This is a genomic window from Lysobacter sp. N42 (genome assembly GCF_004344885.1).
This window is the reverse complement of the sequence record NZ_SKFB01000001.1, coordinates 707845-732086: the sequence shown is the minus strand read 5'-3', so window position 1 is coordinate 732086 and position 24242 is coordinate 707845. Positions and strand designations below refer to the sequence as shown.

The following is a 24242-nucleotide window of genomic DNA, read 5'->3' as shown; positions in this document are numbered from 1 at the left end:
ATGTTCGCCATAAGAAGCAAACACAAGGCCTAAACAATCTTAACACAGGAGTGATTGAGGATGGCTACAAGCGATAAAATAAGAGTAGCGCAAATCGCTGAGCAGCTACTCCATAAAAAATGGCGATTTGGAACGGCTGAGTCGTGCACTGGTGGTATGATCGCAGGAATTTGCACGAGCTTGCCTGGAAGTTCGCGTTGGTTTGAGGGCGGGATTGTTAGTTACAGTAACGCCATGAAAGAAAACTTACTGAACGTGAAGCGTGAAACTCTAGAAGAATTTGGTGCCGTTTCAGAGCAGTGTGTTGCTGAAATGGCACGAGGAACACAATTTTCGTTGAACTGTGAAGTTACCCTGAGTGTATCAGGTATTGCGGGTCCAGAAGGAGGTAGTGCCCAAAAGCCTGTTGGCACAGTGTGCTTTGGGTGGGCATTAAAAGATCAGTTATTTCAAGAAACGAAACAGTTTTCGGGTAACCGGGAAGCTATTCGCGAGCAAGCCGCAACGTATGCATTAGCAAAGCTTGCTAGCTTGTTACAACACCATGGTTAATTACTGTATAAAACATCAGTTCGCTTTTTTTAGATAAATTAAAAACAATAATAAACAAGGCGTTAGAATAATATCTCATGAATATCTCTGAACATGCTTGATACTGTATAGATAGACAGTATACTAAGAGCCATTCACGAATAAGAAATTGGAGCCACAGCATGAACGACAATAAGCAAAAGGCATTAACAGCTGCGTTAGGTCAAATTGAACGTCAATTTGGTAAAGGCGCAATTATGAAGTTGGGTGACAACCGTGCGATGGATATTGAGTCTGTATCCACAGGTTCATTAAGTTTGGACATAGCACTTGGAATTGGTGGTTTACCTTGTGGTCGTGTTGTTGAAATCTACGGCCCAGAATCAAGTGGTAAAACAACGCTTACTTTGCAAGTTATCGCTGAAGCACAGCGTAAAGGTAAAACTTGTGCTTTCGTTGATGCCGAACATGCTTTGGATCCTGTTTATGCTGAACGACTAGGCGTAAATGTTGACGAATTGCTTGTGTCACAACCAGACACTGGCGAACAAGCGCTTGAAATTTGCGATATGTTGGTACGCTCTGGGGCTGTAGATGTCATCATTGTGGACTCTGTGGCGGCTCTAACACCTAAAGCTGAAATTGAAGGTGAAATGGGTGATAGTCATGTTGGCTTGCAAGCCCGACTTATGTCTCAGGCGTTACGTAAACTAACTGCGAACATTAAAAAGTCGAATACAATGTGTATTTTCATCAACCAAATTCGTATGAAAATTGGTGTGATGTTTGGTAGCCCTGAAACTACAACGGGTGGTAATGCATTAAAATTCTATTCGTCAGTACGTTTAGATATTCGTCGCATTGGCTCTTTGAAAGAGGGCGATGAAGTTGTAGGTAACGAAACTCGAGTTAAAGTCGTTAAGAATAAAGTAGCTCCGCCATTTAAAGAAGCGTTGTTCCAGATCATGTACGGAGCAGGTATTTCTAAAGAGGGTGAGTTAATTGATTTAGGCGTGAAGCATAAGTTAATTGAGAAAGCGGGTGCTTGGTATTCTTATAAAGGCGATAAGATCGGTCAAGGTAAGGCTAACTCTATGAAATTCCTTGCTGAGAATGTAGATATTTCGCAAGAAATTGAGAAAAAGCTTCGCGATATGTTGCTGTTGAAACCTACTGAGTCTGAAGACGAAGTACTTGATGCAGAAGTTCCTCCAGCCGAGTAATCAAAGCCTGCAGGAATACATATCAATAATGAATGAGGGTCAGTTGCATAACTGACCCTCATTTTTTTAATATCTGTGAGTTTGTGCCTAATCTGGGTTATGATTTCTACTATGAGAAGAATGACACAGAGGGTAATGCATGAAATCTCGTTTTCTGAGTCTGGTTTTTGTATTTGGAGTAGTTGCTTGTACACCTGTTTCAGAGCAGGAGCAACAGCAACAACAGGCCGAAACGTCGACAACGCTACACCGAATATTTGATGACTATTTCGCAGCGAATTTAGAACTCAATCCGTTAGAAGCTACTTCAATTGGTATTGACACTTACGACTCAGAATTAGGCAATCCATATACAGCTGAATACAGAGAGCGTTCTGCACTATTAGAAGAGGAGTTTCTCATTGCGCTTAATATGGTCGAGCGCGAATTATTAAATGAAGAAGACCAGCTAAGTTACGACATCTTTAAGTACAATCGTGAGATGTCGTTGGCGCGATTAGAGCATCCGACACATTTAATTCCATTGAATCAAATGTACAACGTGACAAACCAGTATGCTCAACTTGGTGCTGGAGGTTCTTTCCAACCATTCCAAGACGAAGAAGATTACCGCCATTGGCTGAGCCGCATGCAACAAATACCCAATGTATTTGATCAGTTAATAGAAAACATGAATACCGGCATTGAGCAACAGATTGTACAGCCACGTGTTTTGACTGAACGAGTTATAGCTCAAGTTTCTGCGCATTTGGTTGATACAGTGCAGGAGAGCTTGTTCTACCGTCCATTGAATGATTTTCCGGAGAATATTTCACCTGATCTCCAGGTCGAGCTTTCGGTCGCGTATGAGCAAGTGATTACCGATGAGGTACTGCCTGCGTACCAAAAATTACACGACTACCTTGTGGAGACATATTTACCTGCTTCAAGAACTGATAGCTATGGCCTAAGCGCGCTACCTGGCGGGGAAGAGTGGTATGCATTTGAGGTTTCACGACAAACAACAACTGCATTAACGCCAAGTGAAATTCATAATATTGGCTTGAATGAAGTGAGCCGTATTCATGACGAAATACGTGCGATTATGTCTGAAGTTGGTTTTGAAGGTACTTTAGAAGAGTTTTTCGTTTTCACGCGTGACGATCCTCAATTTCATTATGAGTCACCAGAGGCAATGCTGGCAGACTACCGAGCCTTTGCCGCGCTTATTGAAGAGCGTGCTCACCTTATTTTTGACCCAGAGTTACTTCCCAATGCAGGTTATGAAATACGCAGAGTAGAAGCTTTTCGAGAGCAATCTGCTAGCTCTGGTAGCTATTCAGTTCCCTCGGAGGATGGTTCTCGCCCGGGGATATTCTATTTGAATACCTATGGTCTTGAAGCCCGACCTACATGGGCAAAAGGTGCACTTACGTTGCATGAGGCTATTCCGGGGCATCATTATCAACTTGCGTTACAACGTGAATTAACAGAATTGCCTCGTTTTAGGCGGTTTAGTATTGCCGTAGCTTATGCAGAGGGGTGGGGGCTCTATTCTGAAACACTAGGGGACGAGTTAGGTATTTATGGACCGTATGACAGTTACGGGCAGCTTATCGCAGAACTGTGGCGTTCTATACGTTTGGTTGTGGATACAGGAATACATCAATTTGGCTGGTCTAGACAAGAAGTGTTGGACTATATGTACGCTAACGCGCCTGTAGCCGAAGCTCGTGCTGTTTCAGAAGCCGAACGATTTATGGCTCTGCCAGGTCAGGCAACAGCCTATAAAATTGGGCAGTTAAAAATAGCTGAGTTAAGAGCTTTGGCGGAAGAGGAACTGGGAGAGAGTTTTTCCCTTAGAGACTTTCACTATGAAGTGCTAAGAAATGGTTCATTACCACTTGCGATTTTAGAGCAGCAAATAATACGCTGGATAGCGGAGGAAAAGTCTTAATCTGCGTTAGACAGTGCATTAGCCCAATTTAAAGCATTAAGATAAAAGCTGGGTAGTTCGTCTTCAGAAACGTGGAGTCGTTCTGCAACGGTTTTTACTTTGGCCCAATTTGCTTTTTCATAGAAACAAACCAAGCCTAAACAGAATGCCAAAGGCCCTTTTTTATCGAGAAGGGCTGTTCTTATTTCTGTGCCAAGCTCAATTCTAGACATAATAGTTTGCAGCGGTTCGTCTAATAAAGCTTCTAACAAAGAAAACATACCTGTAAGGAATGCTTTCTCTGGATCAATTTGAACCTTACATGCAACGGCTATTTGCTCGCACATGTGTGCGCGCACAATTGATAAGCGAACGAGCTCTGAAGGCTTACTCTCCCCAAGCTGTGCAGCTGCAATAACCGCTGTAAATTTCTTTATTTGTTGCTCGCCTAGGTAGACTATCGCTTGACGCAAGGACTCTATAGGCTTGGAAATACCGTGAACGGGGGCGTTTACATAACGAAGCAGTTTGTAGGTTATACCCACGTCGCGAGACATTAATTGATTAATTGAGTCGAAATCAAGTTCCGGTTGGGCGCATGCTTGCAAAAGCTGGGTGTAAATGAGCTGGTTGGGTGTTAATGAGCGTTTTTGAACTATTTCTGGCCTGGCAAAAAAGTAGCCTTGGAAATATTCAAAACCGTCTTTCATACAGGTTTCAAACTCTTTTTGAGTCTCAACCTTCTCGGCCAATAATTTAAAGTTTGATGTTTTGGCTAATGCTAGTAGGTCTTCAATTTGGCGCCGGCTACTCGCCATTAAGTCGACTTTAATAATGTCGATAAACTGGAGTATTGAGTCCCACTCAGGGTTAAAATCGTAATCATCCAGCGCAACTTTGTAGCCCCGTGACTTTAAGCTCTTAATTGCTTCAAAGACTTCCTGGCTAGGGGTAACGGTTTCTAAGACTTCGACAACGACGTGTTGATTGGGGAGAAACCCCGGAAGGTCTTGTAAAATTCCATTCTCAGAAAAGTTAATAAACGCTAAATGTTGGTCTGTAATTTCATTGACGCTATGTTGAAGTTGACTGTTTTCTATTAAGCTAGCCGTTGCTACTTCTGCTGATATATCCGGAAAAGCGTTGTCTGTTCCATTACGGAACAATAACTCGTACGCAAATAACGCTTTGTTTCTGTCTAGGATTGGTTGGCGCGCAATGTAAAAAAACATAGAAGTTTGGGTTTAATATCTTAATTTAAGATTAAAGAGAGATAATATTACTAACAACTCACTAACGCAATGCGAAACAAAGGGGTTTCGGATGAACCGTATTAAAATTGGATTAGCTTTGGGTTCTGGCGCGGCGCGTGGCTGGGCTCACATTGGTGTAATTAGAGCGCTGCAAGATATGGGAATTGAGCCTGATGTTATAACCGGTACTTCAATAGGAAGCTTGGTTGGCGGGGCCTACGCGGCCGGAAAGCTTGATGAAATTGAAGAGTGGGTTAGAGACATGGATCGTTGGAAAGTGTTTAATTTACTCGATTTTGGTTTGTCTAGCGGTGGTGTAATTTCTGGTGAGAAAGTTTTTAATCATGCGCAAGAACGTTTTGGCGACATACTTGTGGAAAATCTAGACAAACCCTTTGCAGCTGTAGCTACTGATTTATATACCGGCAGAGAAGTTTGGTTAAAAGAGGGTAATTTATTCAAAGTTGCACGTGCTTCCTGTGCGATGCCTGGATTGTTAGCTCCAAAGATGTTTGACGGAAGATGGTTAGTGGACGGCGCATTGGTTAATCCCGTTCCTGTATCTTTAGCTCGAGCGCTAGAAGCTGACTTTGTTATAGCTGTAAATTTGAATTCGCAAATTCACATAGACGATGAGTTAGAACAAGCTAATGAACAGGCGCCTAACACCAAGTCGGAGCAGCCTGCAAAGGATGTAGAACGTAAGGAAGGAAAAGCTACGGAAAAAGATAAAAACCTATTCCATAATTTTTTGTCGCGTAGCCAATCATACATCGATCAAATAAAGGAGAAATTTTCTCGTCAGCCGTCTTCTCCCGGCGTATTTGGTGTAATGGCGGGGTCTATCGATATTATGCAAGAGCGGATTACTAAAGCCCGTATGGCGGGCGATCCCCCTGACGTGTTACTTCAGCCGAAAGTGGGGGATATTGGGTTATTGGAGTTCGAGCTTGGAAAGCATGCAATTGATATTGGTTATAAAACGACTATGGCCATGAAAGAGCAAATATTGGAAGAGTTACATCATTTAAATATGAGAATTGATGAAGCCCCGAGACCAAAGTCTTAAATAATAAACAAAAAAAGCGCAATGGCTAAAACCATTGCGCTTTTTTATTAGCTTTAATTTATTCGGCTTCTTTACTAAGCACCGCTTCCATATCGTCAAATTCTTTGTCGATAGCGTCTGAAGGAGCTTCAGTTGCTTTACTTACAAAGTAAATGGCTAGTGCTGAGAGAATAACGCCTGGAACCATTTCATACACGATAGAGCTTAGTGATTCACCTTCAGGCAATACCGGTACGTAAATCCAGAACAATACAGTTACCGCACCCACGATCATTCCCGCTAGTGCACCTTGGCGAGTCATTCGTTTCCAATACAAGCTCATAATAATTAATGGACCAAATGCAGCACCAAATCCTGCCCAAGCATTACCTACTTGGTCGAGAATAGTACCTTCTGGATTCCATACAAGCGCAATTGCAACGATAGAAACGAGGAATACCGAGATACGACCCACCAATACTTGTAACTTATCGCTTGCGTTCTTGTTCAAGAAACTCTTATAGAAGTCTTGAGTAAGAGCACTCGAAGTTACGAGTAGCTGTGAAGAAATTGTACTCATGATCGCTGCTAAAATGGCTGCTAACAAGAATCCACCAATTAATGGATGAAACAGAATTTGAGACATCACGATAAAGATGGTTTCTGAATTATCTAGCGTACCATTATTCACATAATCACCAACGGTTACGTCAGCAGCGTTAATCGACATATAAGCTGCACCCGCTAGACCCGTTAACATGGCGCCAATGATTGCGACGGTCATCCAAGTCATACCAATACGGCGAGCAGCTTTAAAGTCTTTTACCGACTTAATAGCCATGAAGCGCACGATGATATGTGGCTGTCCGAAATAACCGAAGCCCCATGCGAGTAGTGATATAGTGCCGAAGAAAGTCATCCCGTAGAACGGGTTGAGCATATCAGGACCTAGTTCTCGGGCCTCTGCTGTGACCGGTGCAATACCGCCCATGTCTGTAAATGCTACGACGGGTACAAGTACTAGCGCGACAAACATAATGCAGCCCTGTACGAAGTCCGTCATGCTCACAGCAAGGAAGCCACCTAACAATGTGTAGGCTACAACCACTGCTGCGGTCACAATTAGACCCGTATGGAAGTCCATGCCGAACGCATTTTCAAATAAAGTACCGCCTGCGAATACGCCTGAAGCAGTGTAAAGAGTGAAGAAAATAATGATCACTACTGCTGAAATAAGACGCAAAGCTCTGCTTTTATCCTGAAAACGGTTTTCAAAGTAGTCAGGAATGGTAATAGAGTCTTTTGCAACTTCGGTATATACCCGTAGTCTTGGCGCAACAACTCGATAGTTGATATAGGCACCTACTACAAGACCTACAGAGAGCCATACTTCCGAGAAGCCAGCTACGAAGAATGCGCCTGGCAGACCCATGAGCATCCAACCACTCATGTCTGAAGCACCAGCGGACAATGCTGTAACACCTGGGCCGAGACGACGTCCGCCGAGCATGTAGTCGGAGAGGTCACTTGTCGACTTAACGTAGCCATAAATACCAATGGCAAGCATTGCGATGAAGTAAATTGCGAGAGAAATCAGCGTACCAGTTTCCAAAATTAGGCTCCTGTTGTGTACTGAATTAAAAGAAAATTAAATGAATATTTATATGATTGTTATCGAAAGGCTTTTCAAATTAACAAAAGTAAAGGTTATTCTCAAGTGGAGAGGTCGGGGCCTGCATTAAGAAGCTTCCTTGTGTACCTCTCCTGTGGGTTATTTAACACGTGTTGTGTTTCCCCATACTCAATAACCTTTCCGTCTTTCATTACTAGCACTTCATCGGCCATATGTTGCGCAATTTCAGGGCTATGAGTGATAAATATATAAGAAATATGTAGCTCTCTTTGTAAATCGATTAAAAGGTTGAGAATTTGAGCTCGTACAGACGTGTCTAGTGTTGCCAAAGCTTCGTCTGACACCAACACCTTAGGATTTAAAATAATTGCTCGGGCAATGCAGGCTCTTTGCTTTTGTCCGTTGGTAAGCATGTATGGATAAAAGGTACGATGTTCATTAAGCAAACCAACCCGTTTCAGTGTTTTGGAAATCGTGTCATCGCACTGTTTCTCGGTAAGCTTTGTATTGAACCGCAACACTTCATGAAGTTGTTTACCGATGGTGAGGTTAGGATTCAATGAACCTTCCGCATCTTGGAATATCATTCGAATGGACTGCGCGCGGCGGCGCATGTCGTTGTAGGCCAATACAGAGCCATCTAAATATATATGTCCACTCGTTGGCTCAAGAGCACCTCCCACTAAAGCCGCTAAGGTGGACTTGCCCGAACCATTAGACCCCATGACTGCAAGCGTTTTACCTGCTTTAAGCTCAAAACTCACGTCTTTTACTGCGAATTGCGGATTCGTCCTAAACCAGCCAATACGATGGTGAAAAACTCTGCTTAAATTCTCTGTGCGAAGCACTGCGCTCATGAGTTTTCCCCTTTATTTTTAGAGTTTTCAAATTCCCTAATCGGGTGGTGGCAATAGTAAGAATGTTCTTTCAGGTTAGTTATTTCCGGCCGCATGATACAGTTCTGTCTAGCGTAACGACAGCGGGGACCGAGCCGGCATCCTTTAGGCATATTTTGTAATGTAGGCTCTATCCCGGGTAAGGTTTTTAACCTATCACGAGGCTTTAGATTTTCCGTTTGTACGAGAGACGTGTAATTCAATGCGTCAGTATACGGATGCAGTGGTTTGGTCAGCATGGTGTTCTTATGACCTGTTTCCATAATTTGACCACAATAAATAGTCGTAATGCGGTCAGTCTCCTGCATGATGGTATTAAGGTCTTGTGTAATCACCAGAATCGACATTTTAAAACGTTGATGCAACTGCGCTAGCAAGCGATAAATTTGCGCACGAGTTAGCGGCTCCATGGCTGTAGTCGGTTCGTCTGCAATAAGCAAATGGGGGCGGTGCGCGATAGCAGTAGCTATCATGACTTTTTGTGCTGCGCCGTCAGAGAGTTCGAAAGGATAAGACGCAAGAACTTGCTCGTAGTTTTTTACGCCCATTTTTAGCAGAAGGTTACGGGCATATTCATCTTTAGCTTTTGAGCGCGTCCAAAATGTCGCCTTTACGTCTTCGTCTAGAATAGCTTCTTTCAATTGCTCGCGAATCGTGGTGTTGGGATCTAGATAACGGGCAGCGTCTTGGAAAATCATAGCAATGTCTACACCGATAATTTCTCGGCGTTGTTTTGCTGTAAGATTCAGTAAATCTGTACCTTTAAACCAAAGTCGGTCTGCTTGTATACGCCAGTTTGGATTCACAAAGCCCATAATAGCTCTTGCGACCAAGCTCTTTCCTGACCCAGACTCGCCGACTAAAGTGTGAATTTCGCCTTCAGCAATTTGCAGGGAAACACGGTCGAGTACCCGAACCTCTCCTTGTGGAGTATCGGCAAAAATCGATAAATTCCGTATATCTATAAGCATTTAACTTCCCAAACGTTTGTCGAGTGCGGAACGAATGGACTCGCCCAATATATTCACGCTGATTAACGTTACAAAAAGAGCCAAGCCGGGCAAAGCCATCACCCACGGCGAGTTATATGCAACTTCTAAGCTTTGCGCTAACATCGCTCCCCATTCTGGAGCTGGAGCCTGAGCACCTAATCCCAAAAAGCCAAGCGCTGCAATATCTAAAATAGCTGCCGACAGGGCTATGGTTAAATGCATCACAATGGCTTTTATGATGTTGGGCAGAAGCACAGAGAAGAACAAATAACGGTTATCCACACCGTTTAGCCTGCTTGCGAGTACGTAAGGTTGCTTTTGCTCGTCCGCAATTGCGTTTTTGGTAATGTGTAAAAACTGAGGGATGAATACCAAGGCTATTGCGAGTATCGCGTTAGACAAGCCAGGGCCGATAACCGCAATAATAACAAGCGCGAGCAGCAATGACGGAATAGACAACAGAACATCGAGTAGATGTTTTACCGTCGAGCTTTTTACCCCAACATTAACAGCGGATATAGCGCCAAGAGAACATCCCACGAGTGCCGCAATGATTACAGCAAGCATAGGTAAGCCAAACGTATATCTTGCTCCATGCATAAGTCGAGAAACCATATCTCTGCCCAATGCGTCGGTGCCCAAAAGGAATCGCATATCGCCTTGATCTGACCATGCAGGTGGCAACGAAACAGCATCGATAAATTGTTCGTTACTACCGTATGGCGCAAGCAATGGACCAAATATACTAATAATGAGTAGGGCGCCCAGTATATAAAGTGTTGCCGTAGAAATAGGGTTGGCTCGCAAGTCTTGCCAAACAAGTTGCAGCGGAGAAGGGTTTTTAACTTCGTAATACAGGTTTTTATCTAGCATAAAATTCCTGCCTTACCTGCGGATAACGCCACGCCTGCAAAATATTAGCAAATACGTTAACCGTAAGAATAATTGAAGCGAGTACCAATAAGCCATGTTGTATTACGGGAAAGTCTCGTTCGTAAATACTGCGGACTAACCAGTTGCCTAACCCTGGCCATGAAAAAATAACCTCGGTAATGAGTACATTCGTGACCAAAACACTAAATGCTGTACTGAGCTGGCGTGTTACCGGTTGCATAGTATTTGGAATGGCATGCTTAAACATAACTTCTGCTGTAGACAAGCCTCTAGCGTAGGCACCTTTCACAAATTTTTGTTGTAACACATGAATCGCCGAGGCTCTTGTGAAACGAACAAGCAAAACGCATGGTGCCGTTGCCAGTACTATGGCAGGTAAGACAATGTGTAAAAATGCATTTTGAAAGGCTATCCACTTGTGGTCTATGTCGCTTAGTGCAATATCTATAAGAATGGAACCAGAAACTGCAGGAACGTCGAATAGCGGATTGATTTGGCCTGCAATGGGTACCACGTCTAGCACCACAGCGAAGATAAGTATAGTAACCTGAGCCAACCAAAAAACAGGCACGGAATAGCCCGCCAAGCTAATAAAAGCTATAACTTGGTCTATCGGTTTACGGTAGTATTTTGCGGCTATAATACCTAAAGGTGGACCTATACAAAGTGCTATAGCGAGCGCAATAACAGTAAGTTCCAGCGTGGCGGGCAAGCGCAAACTAAGTTCGTCCCATATCTCGCTGTTATCTTGCATCGATTGCCCCCAATCTCCTTCAAACAGGCTGCGAAGGTACGATATGTACTGGTGCGCAATGTTGCTATCGAAGCCTCTTTTCTCAAATACCTCTTCATAGCGGGGGTGATCAATCGGAATACCCGAAGCATTGGTGACGGGGTCTCCGGGAAACCAGTAACTCATTGAAAACGACAGCAACGAGATAAGAAATAGAGTAATTAAAAGTAAGCTGAGCTGCCTAATAATAACTCGACTCATGGCTCACCTCGTTCTATCTCTGCGACTTTGGAAACGGAACGAAGGTTAATTCCGCCGTAAGCTGGCGGCTGTAGGCCTTGAATATAGTCTCGTGATGCTTGGAATCGAATGGAGTGCGCTAAGGGCACTACAGGTACTTCCTGAGCTAAAATATCTTGAGCTTGGTGGTAAAAAGATTCTCGTGTGGGGCGATCAATACTTCGAATAGCATTGGTGACTAAGTTGTCGAAGATTTCATTACACCACATTGCACGGTTGTTCCCAGAAGCTTTAGCTGCACAGGTGAGTAATGGCCGAAAGAAGTTATCCGGATCTGCATGATCAGCAGACCATCCGATAAGCACCGAATCATGCGCCCCTTCTGCAAGGCTTCTCCTAAAAGAGCTCCACTCATAAGACACAATGTTTACGTTTACGCCGATGTCATTCAGGTTCGATTGAATAAGCTCCGCCATTAGCCTCGCATTGGGGTTATACGCGCGCTGCACCGGCAGGGCCCATACGTCCATGGTAAACCCTGAGCCATAGCCCGCTTCGTCAAGTAACTCACGAGCCCTCTGCGGATCGTACCTAAAGGCTTCTGGTGTTGGACTATGTGCCCAGCTTGTATTGGGTAATATCGAATCTGCACGCACTGCATGGTCAAAGTAGACCGCGCTAATCAGAGCGTCTCTGTCTATTGCGTGAGCAAGAGCCTGTCGCACTTTTATGTCGTTAAAAGGGGCTTTGTCTGTATTGAAAGCCCAAAACGCCGTGTTGGGGCTCATTGATGTTTGCAAATGTATGTCTTCCCGTTCGTCTAGCCAAGCAATATCTCTAGCAGGCGGATACGGGCTTATATCGCAATCCTGAGTAAGTAACATCAACATACGCTTGTGGTCGTTTGGGGCAATCCTAAAAACTAAGTTTTCTGAAGCAGCTGGGCCTTTCCAGTATTCATCGTGCCGTACATAGTTAAGTGCGACATCTTTCCGGAAGTGGCTAAATTTGAAAGGGCCAGTACCGATCGGTTCTAGATCGAATTGCTGTGGCTCACCTTGGTTGAGAAGTTGTTGGCCATATTCTGCTGACATAATTACTGCAAAGCTGGACGCTAATATGGAGAGCAAAGAGCTGTCTGGTTCACGTAGGGTAATCTCAACTTCATGGCTAGATGTTGCTGAGACCTCACGAATCAGCTGATCAAGGCGCGTAGCTGTAAAAAAAGGGTACTGTCCGCCACTGATTTCGTGATAGGGGTGCTCTGGTTTTAACCAACGGTTGAAAGTAAATACCACGTCTTGTGCATTTAGATTTCTGGTGGGGTGGAAAAAATCGGTGCTATGAAATGGTACGTCTTCTCTTAATTTAAACCGATACCGAAGGTTGTCTTCACTTACACTCCAATGTTCTGCAAGGGACGATTCGAATTCTCTCGAGCTTTCATTATATTCTATGAGTCGGTCGAATAATTGTGACGAGGTCATGTCGAGCGTTGTGCCCGAAGTAACGAGTTGTGGGTTAAACGCCTCTGGGTTTCCTTCCGCACAATACAGCACGCCCTCGGCTTCTGGCGGCAACGCTCGGTTACAACCAGTAACTAAACCTACAACAATAAGTGAAACTGAGCACAGAAAATGCTTAGTCGTCACGTTGAATTCCCTCTAGTAATTGATATTTCTTAAGATAGCCACGCAGTTGATGATAGGTCAGACTAAGCGCCTCTGCTGTCTTTTTCTGATTAAATTGAAATTCTGCCAATGCCTTTTCGAGAAGCTCAACTTCGAAGTCTTGGCTCAGTGCTTTGAAATCCACACCTTGCTTGAAGTCAAAAGATGGGGAAGCGGGTGCATTCTCCACAGGGATATTTTGAATATTTCCCTCATGAGATGCGCCATTAGTGGGTTGTGGAGCAGCAACCGGTTCAGCCGCAAACTTAATCGACTGTTTAGGACGCCAGGGACTTAAAAATGGATCAATGACAATCTCATGTACGGGAAGCTGGTCGTTATTTAATTTATAAACGCTGCGTTCCACAACATTCTTTAATTCACGTATGTTACCAGGCCATTCGTACTCTTGAAGCGTTTGCTTGGCCTTCGTTGTGAAACCCGCAAAACACTCTAGCTTGAGTTCGCGTGCCATTTGAATGGCAAAGTGTTCAGCAAGTATCAATATATCTTCAGGGCGCTCTCTAAGCGGAGGTAATGTAATAACGTCGAATGCTAAACGGTCGAGTAAGTCTGCTCTGAACTTGTTTCGTTCGGCAAGGCTTGGAAGGTCTTCATTTGTTGCAGCAACAAGGCGAACATCTACTTTAACGGTTTTACTACCACCGACGCGTTCAAATTCACCATACTCGATAACGCGAAGAAGCTTTTCCTGCACTAGCGCTGAAGTATTAGCGAGTTCATCGAGAAATAGGGTACCACCGTCGGCACGCTCAAAGCGTCCTTCGTGTTTCTTACTCGCTCCTGTAAAAGCGCCTGCCTCGTGACCAAATAACTCACTTTCGAGTAAGTTGTCATTCAACGCCGCGCAGTTCAGTTTAAGGTAAGGCTGGTCCCAACGCTTCGAGAGGTAGTGAAGACGCTGCGCTATTAGCTCTTTACCCGTTCCCCGTTCACCAATAATTAGCACAGGTTTGTCGAGCGGAGCCGCTTGTGAAACGTGCTCTAATATAGAAAGAAAGCTATTGGATTCACCAATAAGATTTTCGTTGTCGCGGAAACGGTTCATAGCCGAGTCTCTTTTTTCATCAACTTGTTGGTTAATTTTGCTAATTATTAGTCTATTTCTTTAAAGTGCTTTCTGCACCTGTTTTCTGTAATTTATTTTAAATTAATTAAAATCATGTAGTTAGAGTGTTTTTGAAATGTGGCACGCATCTTGTTTATATCTCTGTGCCAGGACATCTGAAACTGATTATGAGGTAACTTAAGATGGGTATTTTTTCACGCTTTTCAGACATCGTAAATGCAAACTTGAATGCATTATTGGATAAAGCAGAAGATCCGCAAAAAATGGTTCGTCTGATTATTCAAGAAATGGAAGACACGCTTGTTGAAGTTCGTTCAGTATCAGCAAAAACGCTTGCTGAGAAAAAAGAACTTACGCGCCAATTAACTCGTCTTGAAGAAGAAGTGGTTGAATGGGAACAACGTGCTGAACTTGCTATCAGCAAAGGCCGTGACGACCTTGCACGTTCTGCTCTTTTAGAGAAACGCAAAATTGAAGACACGGTTGAAAGTTTAAATGAGGACATTGCGCGCACAGACGACCATATTGAGCGTCTTTCGGGCGAAATTTCACAGTTACAAGAAAAGTTAACTGACGCGAAAGCTCGCCAGAAGTCTATTTTAATGCGCGAACGGACTGTGAGTTCACGTTTAAATGTAAAACGTACACTCGACAGCTCTAAAATTGATGACGCTTTGCAAAAGTTTGATCGCTACGAAGCGAAGATTGATGACCTAGAGTCTCAGGTTGACGCTTACGACTTAGGTAAGAAAACTTTAGCGGATGAGTTCCGTGCGCTAGAAAATGAGTCTAAAGTAGATGACGAACTGGAAGCTTTGAAAGCACGCGTTGGCGGTGACAAAAAGGCTTCTGAGAAAAAAGCTACTAAAACCGACAAAAAAGATGCGTAAGGAGCTAAGTGATGAGCGAAGGAATGGTGTGGGCATTTACCGTGCCCCTCATGTTATTTCTAATACTTGTAGCACCTATTTGGCTCATCCTTCACTACCGCAGTAAGAAGAAGATCAGTGAAGGTTTGAGTGTGGAAGACTCTGCTCGTATTCGAGAGCTTGCTGACAAGGCAGAAATATTAAGAGATAGAGTTCGGACTTTGGAGAAACTGTTAGACCAAGAAAATCCGAACTGGCGTCGAAACGGCTAAGGAGTTCGACATGGTGATTCGCAAGAAACAGATGTACCGAGACCCAGAGAAAGGAAAGATCGCGGGTGTATGTGCGGGTTTAGCGGACTACTTCGGTTGGGAACTATGGATAGTTCGTATCATTGCTTTAACTGCTCTGATCTTCCTACCGCAAGTAACCTTTGTTGCGTACGTGATTTCTTGGTTTGTTATCGACAAGAAGAAGCCAGGAATCGGCACCCACGAAAGTGGTGGCTATCGAGAGGAAACTCGATATGAGCGGAGCCAAGACGGCTCAGCTATTGAAGTGAAAACTCGTGTTTGGGAAGCCGGTAAAGCACCTAAATATGCGTTATCAGACATAGAAAAGGAATTTCGAGAGTTAGAAGTGGATGTCGGCCAGATGGAAGGTTATGTCACTTCTAGCGAGTATCGTGTTAAGCAGGAAATAAACCGCCTGTAACACTTACGGTACCTAACCTCTGAATTAATCTTATTCAGTGTTTGGCAAAAAATCGTTACAAAGAGCAAGTGGTCAGAGATCTCTCTGGCCATTGCTGCTTTTAAAGACTCAATTTAAGCTGCGTGCGCATTATAAAAATAACAATAGGACGCACAATGTCTAAGCCAACCCATAATAATCTTCACGCAGACTCCATCGCCATTCACGGTGGTGCTGAAGTCGACGATCCTCAGGGTGCGCTGGTAGCGCCCATGTATCAAACCTCGACGTTTGTTTTCCCTAACGCTGAAACAGGCGGAGAACGTTTTGCTGGTGAAACGTCTGGCTATGTTTATTCTCGTTTGGGGAATCCTACGGTACGGCAGCTCGAACAGCGCGTTGCTGCCCTAGAGGGTATGGAAGATGCTGCAGCTTCAGCGACCGGAATGGGAGCGGTAGCAGCCTCAACGATGGCTTTTTTAGAATCGGGAGACCATGTTGTTGCGTCTGACTGCATTTATGGCTGTAGTTTTGCGTTATTTTCGCACCTTTTTAAAAAGTTTGGCATTGAGGTGTCTTTTGTAGACATGAGTGATGCGGAGAACATAGAGAGTGCGATTACAGAAAAGACTAAAATGGTGTTTTTGGAAACACCTGCGAATCCACACTTAAAAGTTATTGATCTCGCTCCGGTGGGTAAAGTTTGCCAAAAGCACAGCTTGAAGTTTGTCGTGGACAATACTTTTATGACACCTCTTATGCAGAGCCCGCGTGAATTCGGCGCTGATCTTATCATTCACAGCGCAACCAAATATCTAAATGGTCACGGTGACGTTGTTGCAGGCATTGTTGCGGGTAGTGCAGAGGATATAGAGTTAATTAAGCTGACGACGCTAAAAGACATGGGCGCAACCATGTCACCACACGACGCTTGGCTAATTTTAAGAGGTTTAAAAACGTTACCTATACGTATGCAACGGCATTGTCAGTCGGCACTTGAGGTTGTGGACTATTTACAGACTTTATCTCAGGTTAGTCATGTGTATTTTCCGGGTTTACACTCAGAAAAAGAAGGCGCTTTGATCGGTGAAGATAAGCAAATGAAATCCGCAGGCGCTGTTATTGCTTTCGATATGGCTGGCGGTTATCAAGCTGCTGTAAAAATGCTGAACAGTCTCAATATGATTAAGCTTGCGGTAAGCCTTGGAGACGCGGAAACCCTTATTCAGCACCCAGCTTCAATGACTCATTCTCCGTTAACTCCAGAGGCTCGTGCACAAGCTGGGATAGGTGATGGCTTGGTGCGAATATCTATTGGTTTAGAGCATCCACAAGATATTATTGCCGATCTCGAACAGGCGTTTTCAGACCTTAAGTAAAGATTGGTTTACACAAGAGAAACATTTCCTCGGCAAGGATATTCGCAAGTCCTGTCGAGGTTTTAGTAAGCTTAAAGAATAAATTGCAGTTAAAGCAATGCAAAACAAGGTAATGAGGAGTGAAGTATGGCTAAAAAAGAGAGCCAATACGTTTCAAAGTCGCCAGACGAGAACGGTGTAATTCATTGGACAGATGAAGAAAACCAAGTATGGCACGACCTAGTTGAGCGTCAATTAGAGATTATTCCAGGTAAAGCATGTGACGAGTACATGAAAGGGCTCGAGCTGATTGACCTGCCAAAAGACAGAATTCCTCAGCTTAGCGAAATCAATAAAGTTCTTGGGGAAACTACGGGCTGGCAAGTTGCTCGTGTACCTGCGCTAATTCCTTTCGACGAGTTTTTCCGCTTGTTAGCGAACAAACAATTTCCAGTAGCGACCTTTATTCGTACGCGGGAAGAGTTTGATTACCTGCAAGAACCTGATATTTTTCACGAAATATTTGGCCATTGCCCATTATTAACAAACCCAGCTTTCGCGCACTTTACACATCAGTATGGTCGTTTAGGCTACGCTGCTACGCCGAAGGAAAGAGTTTACTTAGCGCGCTTGTATTGGTTTACCGTGGAATTTGGGTTGTTGGAAACCGAAAAAGGCTTACGTATCTACGGTGGCGGTATTCTTTCTTCACCAGGCGAGACCGTTTACTCAGTAGAGAGCGACAAGCCAGAGCGTCATCGCTTAGCGCCGTTGGATGCGCTGCGCACGCCATACCGTATCGATATTATGCAACCGGTTTACTATACGCTAAAAGACGTAAACCAATTATTTGAGATATCGGACATGGATATAATGGCGCTCGTTCACGAGGCTATGGAGCTAGGTTTGTTTGAACCTAAGTTCCCGCCGAAATCAAAAGATGCTGCGTAAATAAATAGCCCTACGTACATATTTTAAATATTTTACTTTTAACTTAAGAAGCGAATAAGCGATGAGTGATTTAAAGAATCAAGAATGTGAAGCATGCCAAGCTGGTGCACCACAGGTTTCTGACGAAGAGTTGCCGGTGTTGATGAAAGAAATTCCAGATTGGGTTCCTGTAGCGCGTGACGGCGTTATGCAATTAGAGCGCGAGTATAAGTTTAAGAACTTTAAGCTGGCTTGGGCATTTTGCAATAAGGTTGCAGAGATGGCGGAAGACGAGTTTCACCACCCAACACTAACGTTGGAATGGGGGAAGTTAACCGTGACTTGGTGGACGCATGCTATCCAGGGTCTCCATAAAAACGACTTTATTATGGCTGCAAAGACAGACGCTTTATTGGACAACTAAGCTTAGTTTGACCCTAAGATGCTAAAACGCCGTATGTGTTGAAACATACGGCGTTTTTTTGTGGCTAAAGGAACGCGAACGATATTACGGATTTCATCCTGATTTTAAAGCAATATATCTGTATAATTTTATTTACAGTTTGTTATTAGGCGTTAATTTATATGCGTTTGGAAATTACATGTACGGACAGGCTTGGTATCTGCCAAGACGTACTTACGATTTTAAAAGAAGACGAAATCGACTTGCGCGGCATTGAAGTGGATCCGATTGGTAAAATATACCTAAGCTTTCCTTCTTTAGAGTTTAGTCAGTTTCAAACATTAATGCCGAAGATACGAAGAATACCCAATGTTTCTGACGTAAAGACCATTCCGTACTTACCTTTCGAACGAGAGCATTTTGAATTCGATTTGTTGTTGAGCACACTGCCTAACCCAGTGATTAGTGTTGATGACAAAGGGCGCATCGATATCACCAACAGCGCTGCAGAAGCTTTGTTAGGAGCTGATAAAGCCTCGTTAAAAAACGCGGATGTTCGTGACATGGTGCAAGGCTTGCCGCAAAGATGGCTGGAGAAAAGCCCGACAGAGCCTCAGCAAGAGCCTTTAAAAATTGGCGGCCAATGGTTTCTGTCCCAACTTCTCCCGGTTTGGGTCAAAGACGCTGACGGAGAGCCTGCATTTGCGGGAGCGGTGATTCATGGTCAAGCAGAGCCTATGCTTACCGAGCGCCAAGCTGGTGTAACCAAAAGTCCTTTCGACCAGGTTTTAACTCAGCATAGCGGAGTGAAACGCGTGATTCGTGATGCCATGCGCATGGCACAGCTAGACGCTCCGTTATTAATAGAGGGCGAAACGGGTGTCGGTAAAGAATTAATTGCTAAGGCTTGCCACCAGTCGAGTAGCCGATGGGAAGAGCCGTTTTTAGCGGTGAATTGTGGAGCTTTACCCGACAACGTAGCGGAAGGTGAGCTTTTTGGTTATGGAGCGGGCATTTTTTCTCATCATCCTGAAGGAAAGAAGGGGATATTTGAGCAAGCGAATGGCGGTACTGTGTTGCTGGACTCTGTTGGAGACATGTCTAGGGAACTACAAGCGAAACTATTACGCTTTTTAGAGAATGGCGAATTTCGCCGTATCGGAGAAGAGCAAGTGGTTGAGGTTAATGTACGACTTATTTGCTTGGCGCGAGGGGAATTACTAGAACGGGTAGAGCAAGGTGCGTTTAGGGAAGACCTTTATTACAGGCTTAATGTGCTAAGCCTGTATTTGCCGCCATTGCGCGAACGTAAAGGTGACGTGGGCTTGTTAGCCGAACATTTCCTGTATCGATTTTGCCAACAATTACAGCGTCCGCTCGCCAAACTATCGAAACGATGCGCGGATTATCTTAATCAATATCATTGGCCAGGAAATGTGAGGCAGTTGGAGAACTCACTCTATCGGGCCGTATCGATGCTAGAAGGTAATATTCTTGAACCTCATCATATAAGACTTCCAGAAGCTTCTGCCGCGGAGGATTCGCTGGCTATCTCTTTAGAGGATGAATCACTTGAAACTGCGGTTAAACGATTTGAAGCTTCATTGTTAAAGCGTTTGTATCCGAGTTACCCAAGTACTCGCCAGTTGGCGCAAAAGCTAGGATTAAGTCATACCGCAATTGCGAACAAACTGCGTGATTACGGAATTGGAAAGCAAAGAAAAACGAAGAGTTAACTGTAAACAATGAGTTACACTTTGATGGTTGTTGTAACTATTTATTTACAAAAATAGTCGGTTTTAGGCTGATGTCTAGCCAGTGTTTTATATAGTTTACAATTAGAGTGGTTAACCCCCATTTTCGGTGTTGTGTCTAAAGCTAGTCAAATGGCAGTAGGCACGTTACAAAGAGCACGATATAAAACAACCGAAGCACACTGTCGTTGACCATAACCGATGGCGAGACGGTGCTAAAAGTAACAAATAGGAGTGAAGAAATATGAGTGATCACGGCATTAACCCGCTTGGAACAGACGGTTTTGAATTTGTTGAGTACACAGCGCCTGACGAAAAGGGCATTAACGACCTTAAAGACCTGTTTAAGTTACTCGGCTTCACTGAAGTTGCGAAGCACCGCCGTAAGCAAGTTTGGTTGTATAAACAAAATGATATTAACTTCATTGTAAACGCACAGCCTAGTTCTCAAGCAGAGAACTTTGCGTCTGCTCACGGGGCTAGCGTATGTGGTATGGCGTTTCGTGTAAAAGATGCAGAGCACGCATTCCAACACGCTATCGCGAATGGTGCGAAAGAATTTAAGTCTGACGTAGGCATGATGGAAATCAACATTCCAGCGGTTTACGGTATTGGCGAAAGTGCGTTGTATTTTGTTGACCGTTACGGTCAGAAAACCATTTATGACATCGATTTCGAGTTTTATGAAAACTGGGAATCTCAGATGACTGAAAACCAAGTAGGTATGGATTACGTTGACCACCTTACTCACAACGTTTTCCGCGGCAATATGGACCTTTGGGCTGGCTTCTACGAGCGTATTGGTAACTTCCGTGAAGTTCGCTATTTCGATATCGAAGGTAAGCTGACAGGTCTTCTTAGCCGTGCTATGACCTCACCTTGTGGCAAGATTCGTATTCCAATTAACGAATCTCACGACGACAAGTCGCAAATCGAAGAGTACTTGCGTGAATACAACGGTGAAGGCATTCAGCATATTGCCATGAGCACAAACAACATTTACGACACCGTTCGTGGGTTACGTGAAGGTGGTATGGAATTTATGCCAACGCCAGATACGTATTACGAGAAAATTGACGAGCGTGTTGAAGGGCACACTGAGAACGTTGATGACTTGCGCGACTTGCGTATTCTTATTGACGGCGCTCCAATGAAAGACGGTATTTTACTTCAAATCTTTACAAAGACCGTTATCGGGCCAGTGTTCTTCGAGATTATCCAACGTAAAGGTAACGAAGGTTTCGGTGAAGGTAACTTCAAAGCATTGTTCGAGTCTATTGAAGAAGACCAAATACGCCGTGGAGTGTTAAGCGATGCGTAAATGGATCAGTTTTCCGAAGAAAGTCGGGCGTGCGTCGAAACAAGCGCATGCTGACTTTCCGGAAGAAGCGATTTATGAACGTGAAACGGGCCGAAGTGGTTTCTTCGGCCCTGCGAGTCATTTTCACCACACACATGCACCTACAGGGTGGAGTGATTGGGAAGGGCCGTTGAGACCTCGAGCTTTCAATTTCCACGAGCTCGGTGGTTTAGACGTGTCTTCGCCTTGGAAAGTACCTAATCTACTATTCAACGCGAGCTGTAAATTCCGCCTATGGGATTTATTTGAACCCATGAAAAAGCTTGCCCGAAACGCGGACGGCGACGAGTTATTGTTTGTACATGAGGGTGGTGGAGAGCTGTTTTGTGACTATGGTCACTTAACGATTCGTGATGGTGACTACATTGTTATTCCGCGCTCTACGAATTGGCGTATTGAGCCGAATGAGAAGATGCGGATTGTCATGATTGAAGCAACGAATGGAGCGTATCAGCTACCCGACAAAGGTTTGGTAGGTAACCATGCGATTTTTGACCCCGCATGTTTAGACGTTCCTGAAATTGATGAAGCGTTTCAGGCTCAATACAGCGAAGAAAGTTGGCAGGTTGAGGTTAAGCGTCATGGTGAAGTTTCCGTGATCACTTTCCCCTTCAATCCGCTCGACGCTGTGGGTTGGCATGGTGACTTAGCGCCAGTACGTGTGAATTGGCGAGACTTTAGACCGCTAATGAGTCACCGTTATCATTTACCTCCGTCTGCGCACACGACCTTTGTTGCAGATCGGTTTGTGGTATGTACTTTTGTTCCTCGTCCTATTGAGAGTGACCCTGGGGCGTTAAAGGTACCTTTTTATCACAATAATGATGACTACGATGAAGTGTTGTTTTACCACGCTGGGGACTTTTTCAGCCGAGACAACATTGAACGCGGAATGGTTACGTTCCACCCAGCTGGTTTTACCCATGGGCCACATCCAAAAGCCTTTAAAGCTGGCTTGGAGCATAAAAAGAAATTCACAGACGAAGTCGCGGTTATGCTAGATACCCGAGATTCACTTGAGGTTGGCGAAGTTGCCAACACAGTGGAGTTCCGCGAGTACGTGAACAGTTGGCAGGAGAAGAAATAATGAAATTAGCGACATATCGCGACGGCACGCGTGACGGACACCTTGTTGTTGTCAGTAGAGACCTTAAACGCGCAGTAGCTGTTCCTGAAATTGCCGCGACTATGCAGCAGGCGATTGACCAATGGGATTCGCTTGAGAGCAAATTGAAAGAAGTTTATATCGCTTTGAATAATGGCAAGTTAAATGATGACTTTGCGTTTGAAGAAGCGAAGTGCGAGTCGCCTTTACCTCGCGCCTTTCATTGGGCAGACGGCAGTGCGTATGTGAATCACGTTGAGCTAGTACGTAAAGCTCGTGGTGCGGAAATGCCCCCAAGTTTTTGGGAAGACCCATTAATGTATCAGGGTGGTTCAGACGCATTTATTGGCCCTCGTGAAGATGTGCCGCTTCCAAGTGATGATTGGGGCATCGATTTTGAAGGTGAAGTTGCGGTAATTACAGACGATGTGCCGATGGGTATCGAACCAACTCATGCGCAGAATCACATTAAATTATTAATGTTGGTGAACGACGTTTCTTTGCGTGGCTTAATTCCCGGAGAGTTAGCGAAGGGCTTTGGGTTTTATCAGTCTAAACCTTCTTCTGTGTTTTCTCCGGTTGCAGTAACTCCAGACGAGTTAGGTGACAAATGGGAAGATGCGAAGGTTCACCTACCGTTGATTTCTACGTATAACGACAAGCTCTTTGGCAAGCCGAATGCAGGACAAGATATGACCTTTAATTTCGGTCAGCTTATAGCGCATGCAGCAAAGTCTCGTCCTCTTTCAGCTGGCACCATTATCGGTTCTGGAACCGTGTCGAATAAACAGGGTACGGACCATGGCTCTGCCGTTGAAGAAGGTGGTGTGGGTTATAGTTGTATCGCTGAGATTCGCATGATTGAAACGATTCGTGATGGCAAACCAACAACACCATTTATGTCTTTTGGTGACCGTATTCGTATCGAAATGTTCGATGACAAAGAACAGTCTATTTTCGGTGCGATCGACCAGAAAATGGTGAAGTACGCAGGTCCTAACGCATGAAGCTATACGGCTATTGGCGTTCATCAGCCAGTTATCGTGTAAGAATTGCTTTGGCATTGAAAGAGCTTTCATACGAAAGCTTCTCGGTTCACTTGGTTAAAGATGGTGGGGAGCAAAAGCTTCCCGCCTATAAAGAGTTAAATCCAGCGCAACTGGTGCCAACTTTCATAGATGGTGACGTGAAGCTTAATCAGTCACTCGCTATCATTGAGTATCTTGATCAGGTTTACCCAGAACATCGACTTATTCCTGAAGACCCAAAAGAAGCCGCCATAGTACGCATGTTAGCGTTAGACATGGCGGCTGATTTACAACCCATTACCAACTTGCGAATTTTGCAGTATGTAGCGGGTGAGCTTGATGCTGGTGACGAAGGAAAAGTAGCGTGGATTCACCATTGGGTTGAAAGGGCGTTCACGGCTTTTGAAGCGCGTCTTCAAAAAACAGCCGGTCGTTGTTGTTTTGGGGACCAAGTAACACTTGCGGATATTTGCTTAGTTCCACAAGTGTACAATGCTCAACGCTTCGGTGTAGACCTTTCTGCATATCCTAAGTTAATGGCGGTGAACGATTATGTTTGTTCACTTCCAGCTTTCCAACAGGCGCGACCAGAAGCACAACCTGACGCGCAGTAAAAGCAATTAA

23 protein-coding genes are annotated in these 24242 nt (G+C 44.3%); 15 read left to right on the top strand and 8 right to left on the bottom strand.

The window, feature by feature from the left end:
* Positions 1-60: 60 nt before the first annotated feature.
* From EYQ95_RS03635 to EYQ95_RS03625, 3 genes are all read left to right on the top strand, one after another.
* On the top strand, positions 61-552 hold the full coding sequence (locus tag EYQ95_RS03635; protein ID WP_111914065.1) for a CinA family protein: 492 nt from the start codon (positions 61-63) through the stop codon (positions 550-552).
* A gap of 161 nt (positions 553-713) precedes the next feature.
* Positions 714-1754, top strand: a complete 1041-nt coding sequence (gene recA, locus EYQ95_RS03630; RefSeq protein ID WP_111914066.1) for a recombinase RecA — start codon at positions 714-716, stop codon at positions 1752-1754.
* A 139-nt stretch (positions 1755-1893) separates the two neighbouring features.
* Positions 1894-3690 (top strand): DUF885 family protein, encoded by a 1797-nt coding sequence (locus tag EYQ95_RS03625; RefSeq protein ID WP_111914067.1) that lies wholly within the window; start codon positions 1894-1896, stop codon positions 3688-3690.
* Here EYQ95_RS03625 and EYQ95_RS03620 read toward each other — a convergent pair.
* Entirely contained in the window at positions 3687-4901 is a 1215-nt protein-coding gene (locus EYQ95_RS03620; RefSeq protein WP_111914068.1) for an EAL and HDOD domain-containing protein, read from the bottom strand. The two genes, EYQ95_RS03625 and EYQ95_RS03620, sit on opposite strands and share 4 nt — an antisense overlap.
* 91 nt (positions 4902-4992) lie before the next feature.
* On the opposite strand from EYQ95_RS03620, the gene rssA reads away from it, so the two are divergent.
* Positions 4993-5991: a patatin-like phospholipase RssA gene (rssA, locus tag EYQ95_RS03615; protein ID WP_111914069.1), complete on the top strand. Its 999-nt coding sequence runs from the start codon at positions 4993-4995 to the stop codon at positions 5989-5991.
* Positions 5992-6049: 58 nt separating this feature from the next.
* Here the strand turns inward: rssA and putP are convergent, their stop codons facing one another.
* The 7 genes from putP to pspF form a co-directional block, all read right to left on the bottom strand.
* Positions 6050-7582 (bottom strand): sodium/proline symporter PutP, encoded by a 1533-nt coding sequence (gene putP, locus EYQ95_RS03610; protein ID WP_111914070.1) that lies wholly within the window; start codon positions 7580-7582, stop codon positions 6050-6052.
* Between the two features lie 101 nt (positions 7583-7683).
* Entirely contained in the window at positions 7684-8460 is a 777-nt protein-coding gene (locus EYQ95_RS03605; RefSeq protein ID WP_111914071.1) for an ATP-binding cassette domain-containing protein, read from the bottom strand.
* Positions 8457-9470 (bottom strand): oligopeptide/dipeptide ABC transporter ATP-binding protein, encoded by a 1014-nt coding sequence (locus EYQ95_RS03600; protein ID WP_111914072.1) that lies wholly within the window; start codon positions 9468-9470, stop codon positions 8457-8459. Before EYQ95_RS03600 ends, EYQ95_RS03605 begins: the two co-directional genes overlap by 4 nt.
* The gene (locus EYQ95_RS03595) at positions 9471-10364 is read right to left on the bottom strand and encodes an ABC transporter permease subunit (RefSeq protein ID WP_111914073.1); all 894 of its coding nucleotides are present in this window, start codon (positions 10362-10364) and stop codon (positions 9471-9473) included.
* Positions 10354-11379, bottom strand: a complete 1026-nt coding sequence (locus tag EYQ95_RS03590; protein WP_111914074.1) for an ABC transporter permease — start codon at positions 11377-11379, stop codon at positions 10354-10356. The genes EYQ95_RS03595 and EYQ95_RS03590 overlap by 11 nt, the downstream gene beginning before the upstream one ends.
* Positions 11376-13010, bottom strand: coding sequence for an ABC transporter substrate-binding protein (locus EYQ95_RS03585; RefSeq protein ID WP_111914075.1), 1635 nt, complete (start codon positions 13008-13010; stop codon positions 11376-11378). The genes EYQ95_RS03590 and EYQ95_RS03585 overlap by 4 nt, the downstream gene beginning before the upstream one ends.
* The gene (gene pspF, locus EYQ95_RS03580) at positions 13000-14097 is read right to left on the bottom strand and encodes a phage shock protein operon transcriptional activator (RefSeq protein WP_111914076.1); all 1098 of its coding nucleotides are present in this window, start codon (positions 14095-14097) and stop codon (positions 13000-13002) included. Before pspF ends, EYQ95_RS03585 begins: the two co-directional genes overlap by 11 nt.
* 203 nt (positions 14098-14300) lie before the next feature.
* Between pspF and pspA the strand changes: the two genes are divergently transcribed.
* The 11 genes from pspA (at position 14301) to maiA (ending at position 24232) form a co-directional block, all read left to right on the top strand.
* A complete protein-coding gene (pspA, locus tag EYQ95_RS03575) occupies positions 14301-15008 on the top strand; it encodes a phage shock protein PspA (RefSeq protein ID WP_111914077.1) in 708 nt (235 codons plus the stop codon).
* An 11-nt stretch (positions 15009-15019) separates the two neighbouring features.
* Complete coding sequence (pspB, locus tag EYQ95_RS03570) at positions 15020-15259, top strand: envelope stress response membrane protein PspB (protein WP_111914078.1); 240 nt, start codon at positions 15020-15022, stop codon at positions 15257-15259.
* Between the two features lie 10 nt (positions 15260-15269).
* A complete protein-coding gene (pspC, locus tag EYQ95_RS03565; RefSeq protein WP_111914079.1) occupies positions 15270-15701 on the top strand; it encodes an envelope stress response membrane protein PspC in 432 nt (143 codons plus the stop codon).
* 155 nt (positions 15702-15856) lie between these two features.
* On the top strand, positions 15857-17059 hold the full coding sequence (locus tag EYQ95_RS03560) for a PLP-dependent aspartate aminotransferase family protein (protein ID WP_111914080.1): 1203 nt from the start codon (positions 15857-15859) through the stop codon (positions 17057-17059).
* A 126-nt stretch (positions 17060-17185) separates the two neighbouring features.
* Positions 17186-17989 carry a phenylalanine 4-monooxygenase gene (gene phhA, locus EYQ95_RS03555; protein ID WP_111914081.1) on the top strand — a complete coding sequence of 268 codons (804 nt, stop codon included), beginning with the start codon at positions 17186-17188 and terminating at the stop codon, positions 17987-17989.
* A gap of 61 nt (positions 17990-18050) precedes the next feature.
* Positions 18051-18392, top strand: coding sequence for a 4a-hydroxytetrahydrobiopterin dehydratase (locus EYQ95_RS03550; protein WP_111914082.1), 342 nt, complete (start codon positions 18051-18053; stop codon positions 18390-18392).
* Positions 18393-18553: 161 nt separating this feature from the next.
* The gene (gene tyrR, locus EYQ95_RS03545; RefSeq protein WP_111914083.1) at positions 18554-20107 is read left to right on the top strand and encodes a transcriptional regulator TyrR; all 1554 of its coding nucleotides are present in this window, start codon (positions 18554-18556) and stop codon (positions 20105-20107) included.
* A gap of 262 nt (positions 20108-20369) precedes the next feature.
* Positions 20370-21446, top strand: coding sequence for a 4-hydroxyphenylpyruvate dioxygenase (gene hppD / locus EYQ95_RS03540; RefSeq protein ID WP_111914084.1), 1077 nt, complete (start codon positions 20370-20372; stop codon positions 21444-21446).
* Complete coding sequence (locus EYQ95_RS03535; protein ID WP_111914085.1) at positions 21439-22572, top strand: homogentisate 1,2-dioxygenase; 1134 nt, start codon at positions 21439-21441, stop codon at positions 22570-22572. Before hppD ends, EYQ95_RS03535 begins: the two co-directional genes overlap by 8 nt.
* The gene (locus EYQ95_RS03530; protein ID WP_111914086.1) at positions 22572-23597 is read left to right on the top strand and encodes a fumarylacetoacetate hydrolase family protein; all 1026 of its coding nucleotides are present in this window, start codon (positions 22572-22574) and stop codon (positions 23595-23597) included. Before EYQ95_RS03535 ends, EYQ95_RS03530 begins: the two co-directional genes overlap by 1 nt.
* Positions 23594-24232: a maleylacetoacetate isomerase gene (gene maiA / locus EYQ95_RS03525; RefSeq protein WP_111914087.1), complete on the top strand. Its 639-nt coding sequence runs from the start codon at positions 23594-23596 to the stop codon at positions 24230-24232. Before EYQ95_RS03530 ends, maiA begins: the two co-directional genes overlap by 4 nt.
* Positions 24233-24242: the final 10 nt, after the last annotated feature.

What these genes read in the sequence shown, in the direction of transcription:
- EYQ95_RS03635 (WP_111914065.1), top strand. Translation starts at nt 61, where the DNA reads ATGGCTACAAGCGATAAAATAAGAGTAGCGCAAATCGCTGAGCAGCTA.
- recA (WP_111914066.1), top strand. Translation starts at nt 714, where the DNA reads ATGAACGACAATAAGCAAAAGGCATTAACAGCTGCGTTAGGTCAAATT.
- EYQ95_RS03625 (WP_111914067.1), top strand. Translation starts at nt 1,894, where the DNA reads ATGAAATCTCGTTTTCTGAGTCTGGTTTTTGTATTTGGAGTAGTTGCT.
- EYQ95_RS03620 (WP_111914068.1), bottom strand. Translation starts at nt 4,901, where the DNA reads ATGTTTTTTTACATTGCGCGCCAACCAATCCTAGACAGAAACAAAGCG.
- rssA (WP_111914069.1), top strand. Translation starts at nt 4,993, where the DNA reads ATGAACCGTATTAAAATTGGATTAGCTTTGGGTTCTGGCGCGGCGCGT.
- EYQ95_RS03605 (WP_111914071.1), bottom strand. Translation starts at nt 8,460, where the DNA reads ATGAGCGCAGTGCTTCGCACAGAGAATTTAAGCAGAGTTTTTCACCAT.
- EYQ95_RS03600 (WP_111914072.1), bottom strand. Translation starts at nt 9,470, where the DNA reads ATGCTTATAGATATACGGAATTTATCGATTTTTGCCGATACTCCACAA.
- EYQ95_RS03595 (WP_111914073.1), bottom strand. Translation starts at nt 10,364, where the DNA reads ATGCTAGATAAAAACCTGTATTACGAAGTTAAAAACCCTTCTCCGCTG.
- EYQ95_RS03590 (WP_111914074.1), bottom strand. Translation starts at nt 11,379, where the DNA reads ATGAGTCGAGTTATTATTAGGCAGCTCAGCTTACTTTTAATTACTCTA.
- pspF (WP_111914076.1), bottom strand. Translation starts at nt 14,097, where the DNA reads ATGAACCGTTTCCGCGACAACGAAAATCTTATTGGTGAATCCAATAGC.
- pspA (WP_111914077.1), top strand. Translation starts at nt 14,301, where the DNA reads ATGGGTATTTTTTCACGCTTTTCAGACATCGTAAATGCAAACTTGAAT.
- pspB (WP_111914078.1), top strand. Translation starts at nt 15,020, where the DNA reads ATGAGCGAAGGAATGGTGTGGGCATTTACCGTGCCCCTCATGTTATTT.
- pspC (WP_111914079.1), top strand. Translation starts at nt 15,270, where the DNA reads ATGGTGATTCGCAAGAAACAGATGTACCGAGACCCAGAGAAAGGAAAG.
- EYQ95_RS03560 (WP_111914080.1), top strand. Translation starts at nt 15,857, where the DNA reads ATGTCTAAGCCAACCCATAATAATCTTCACGCAGACTCCATCGCCATT.
- phhA (WP_111914081.1), top strand. Translation starts at nt 17,186, where the DNA reads ATGGCTAAAAAAGAGAGCCAATACGTTTCAAAGTCGCCAGACGAGAAC.
- EYQ95_RS03550 (WP_111914082.1), top strand. Translation starts at nt 18,051, where the DNA reads ATGAGTGATTTAAAGAATCAAGAATGTGAAGCATGCCAAGCTGGTGCA.
- tyrR (WP_111914083.1), top strand. Translation starts at nt 18,554, where the DNA reads ATGCGTTTGGAAATTACATGTACGGACAGGCTTGGTATCTGCCAAGAC.
- hppD (WP_111914084.1), top strand. Translation starts at nt 20,370, where the DNA reads ATGAGTGATCACGGCATTAACCCGCTTGGAACAGACGGTTTTGAATTT.
- EYQ95_RS03535 (WP_111914085.1), top strand. Translation starts at nt 21,439, where the DNA reads ATGCGTAAATGGATCAGTTTTCCGAAGAAAGTCGGGCGTGCGTCGAAA.
- EYQ95_RS03530 (WP_111914086.1), top strand. Translation starts at nt 22,572, where the DNA reads ATGAAATTAGCGACATATCGCGACGGCACGCGTGACGGACACCTTGTT.
- maiA (WP_111914087.1), top strand. Translation starts at nt 23,594, where the DNA reads ATGAAGCTATACGGCTATTGGCGTTCATCAGCCAGTTATCGTGTAAGA.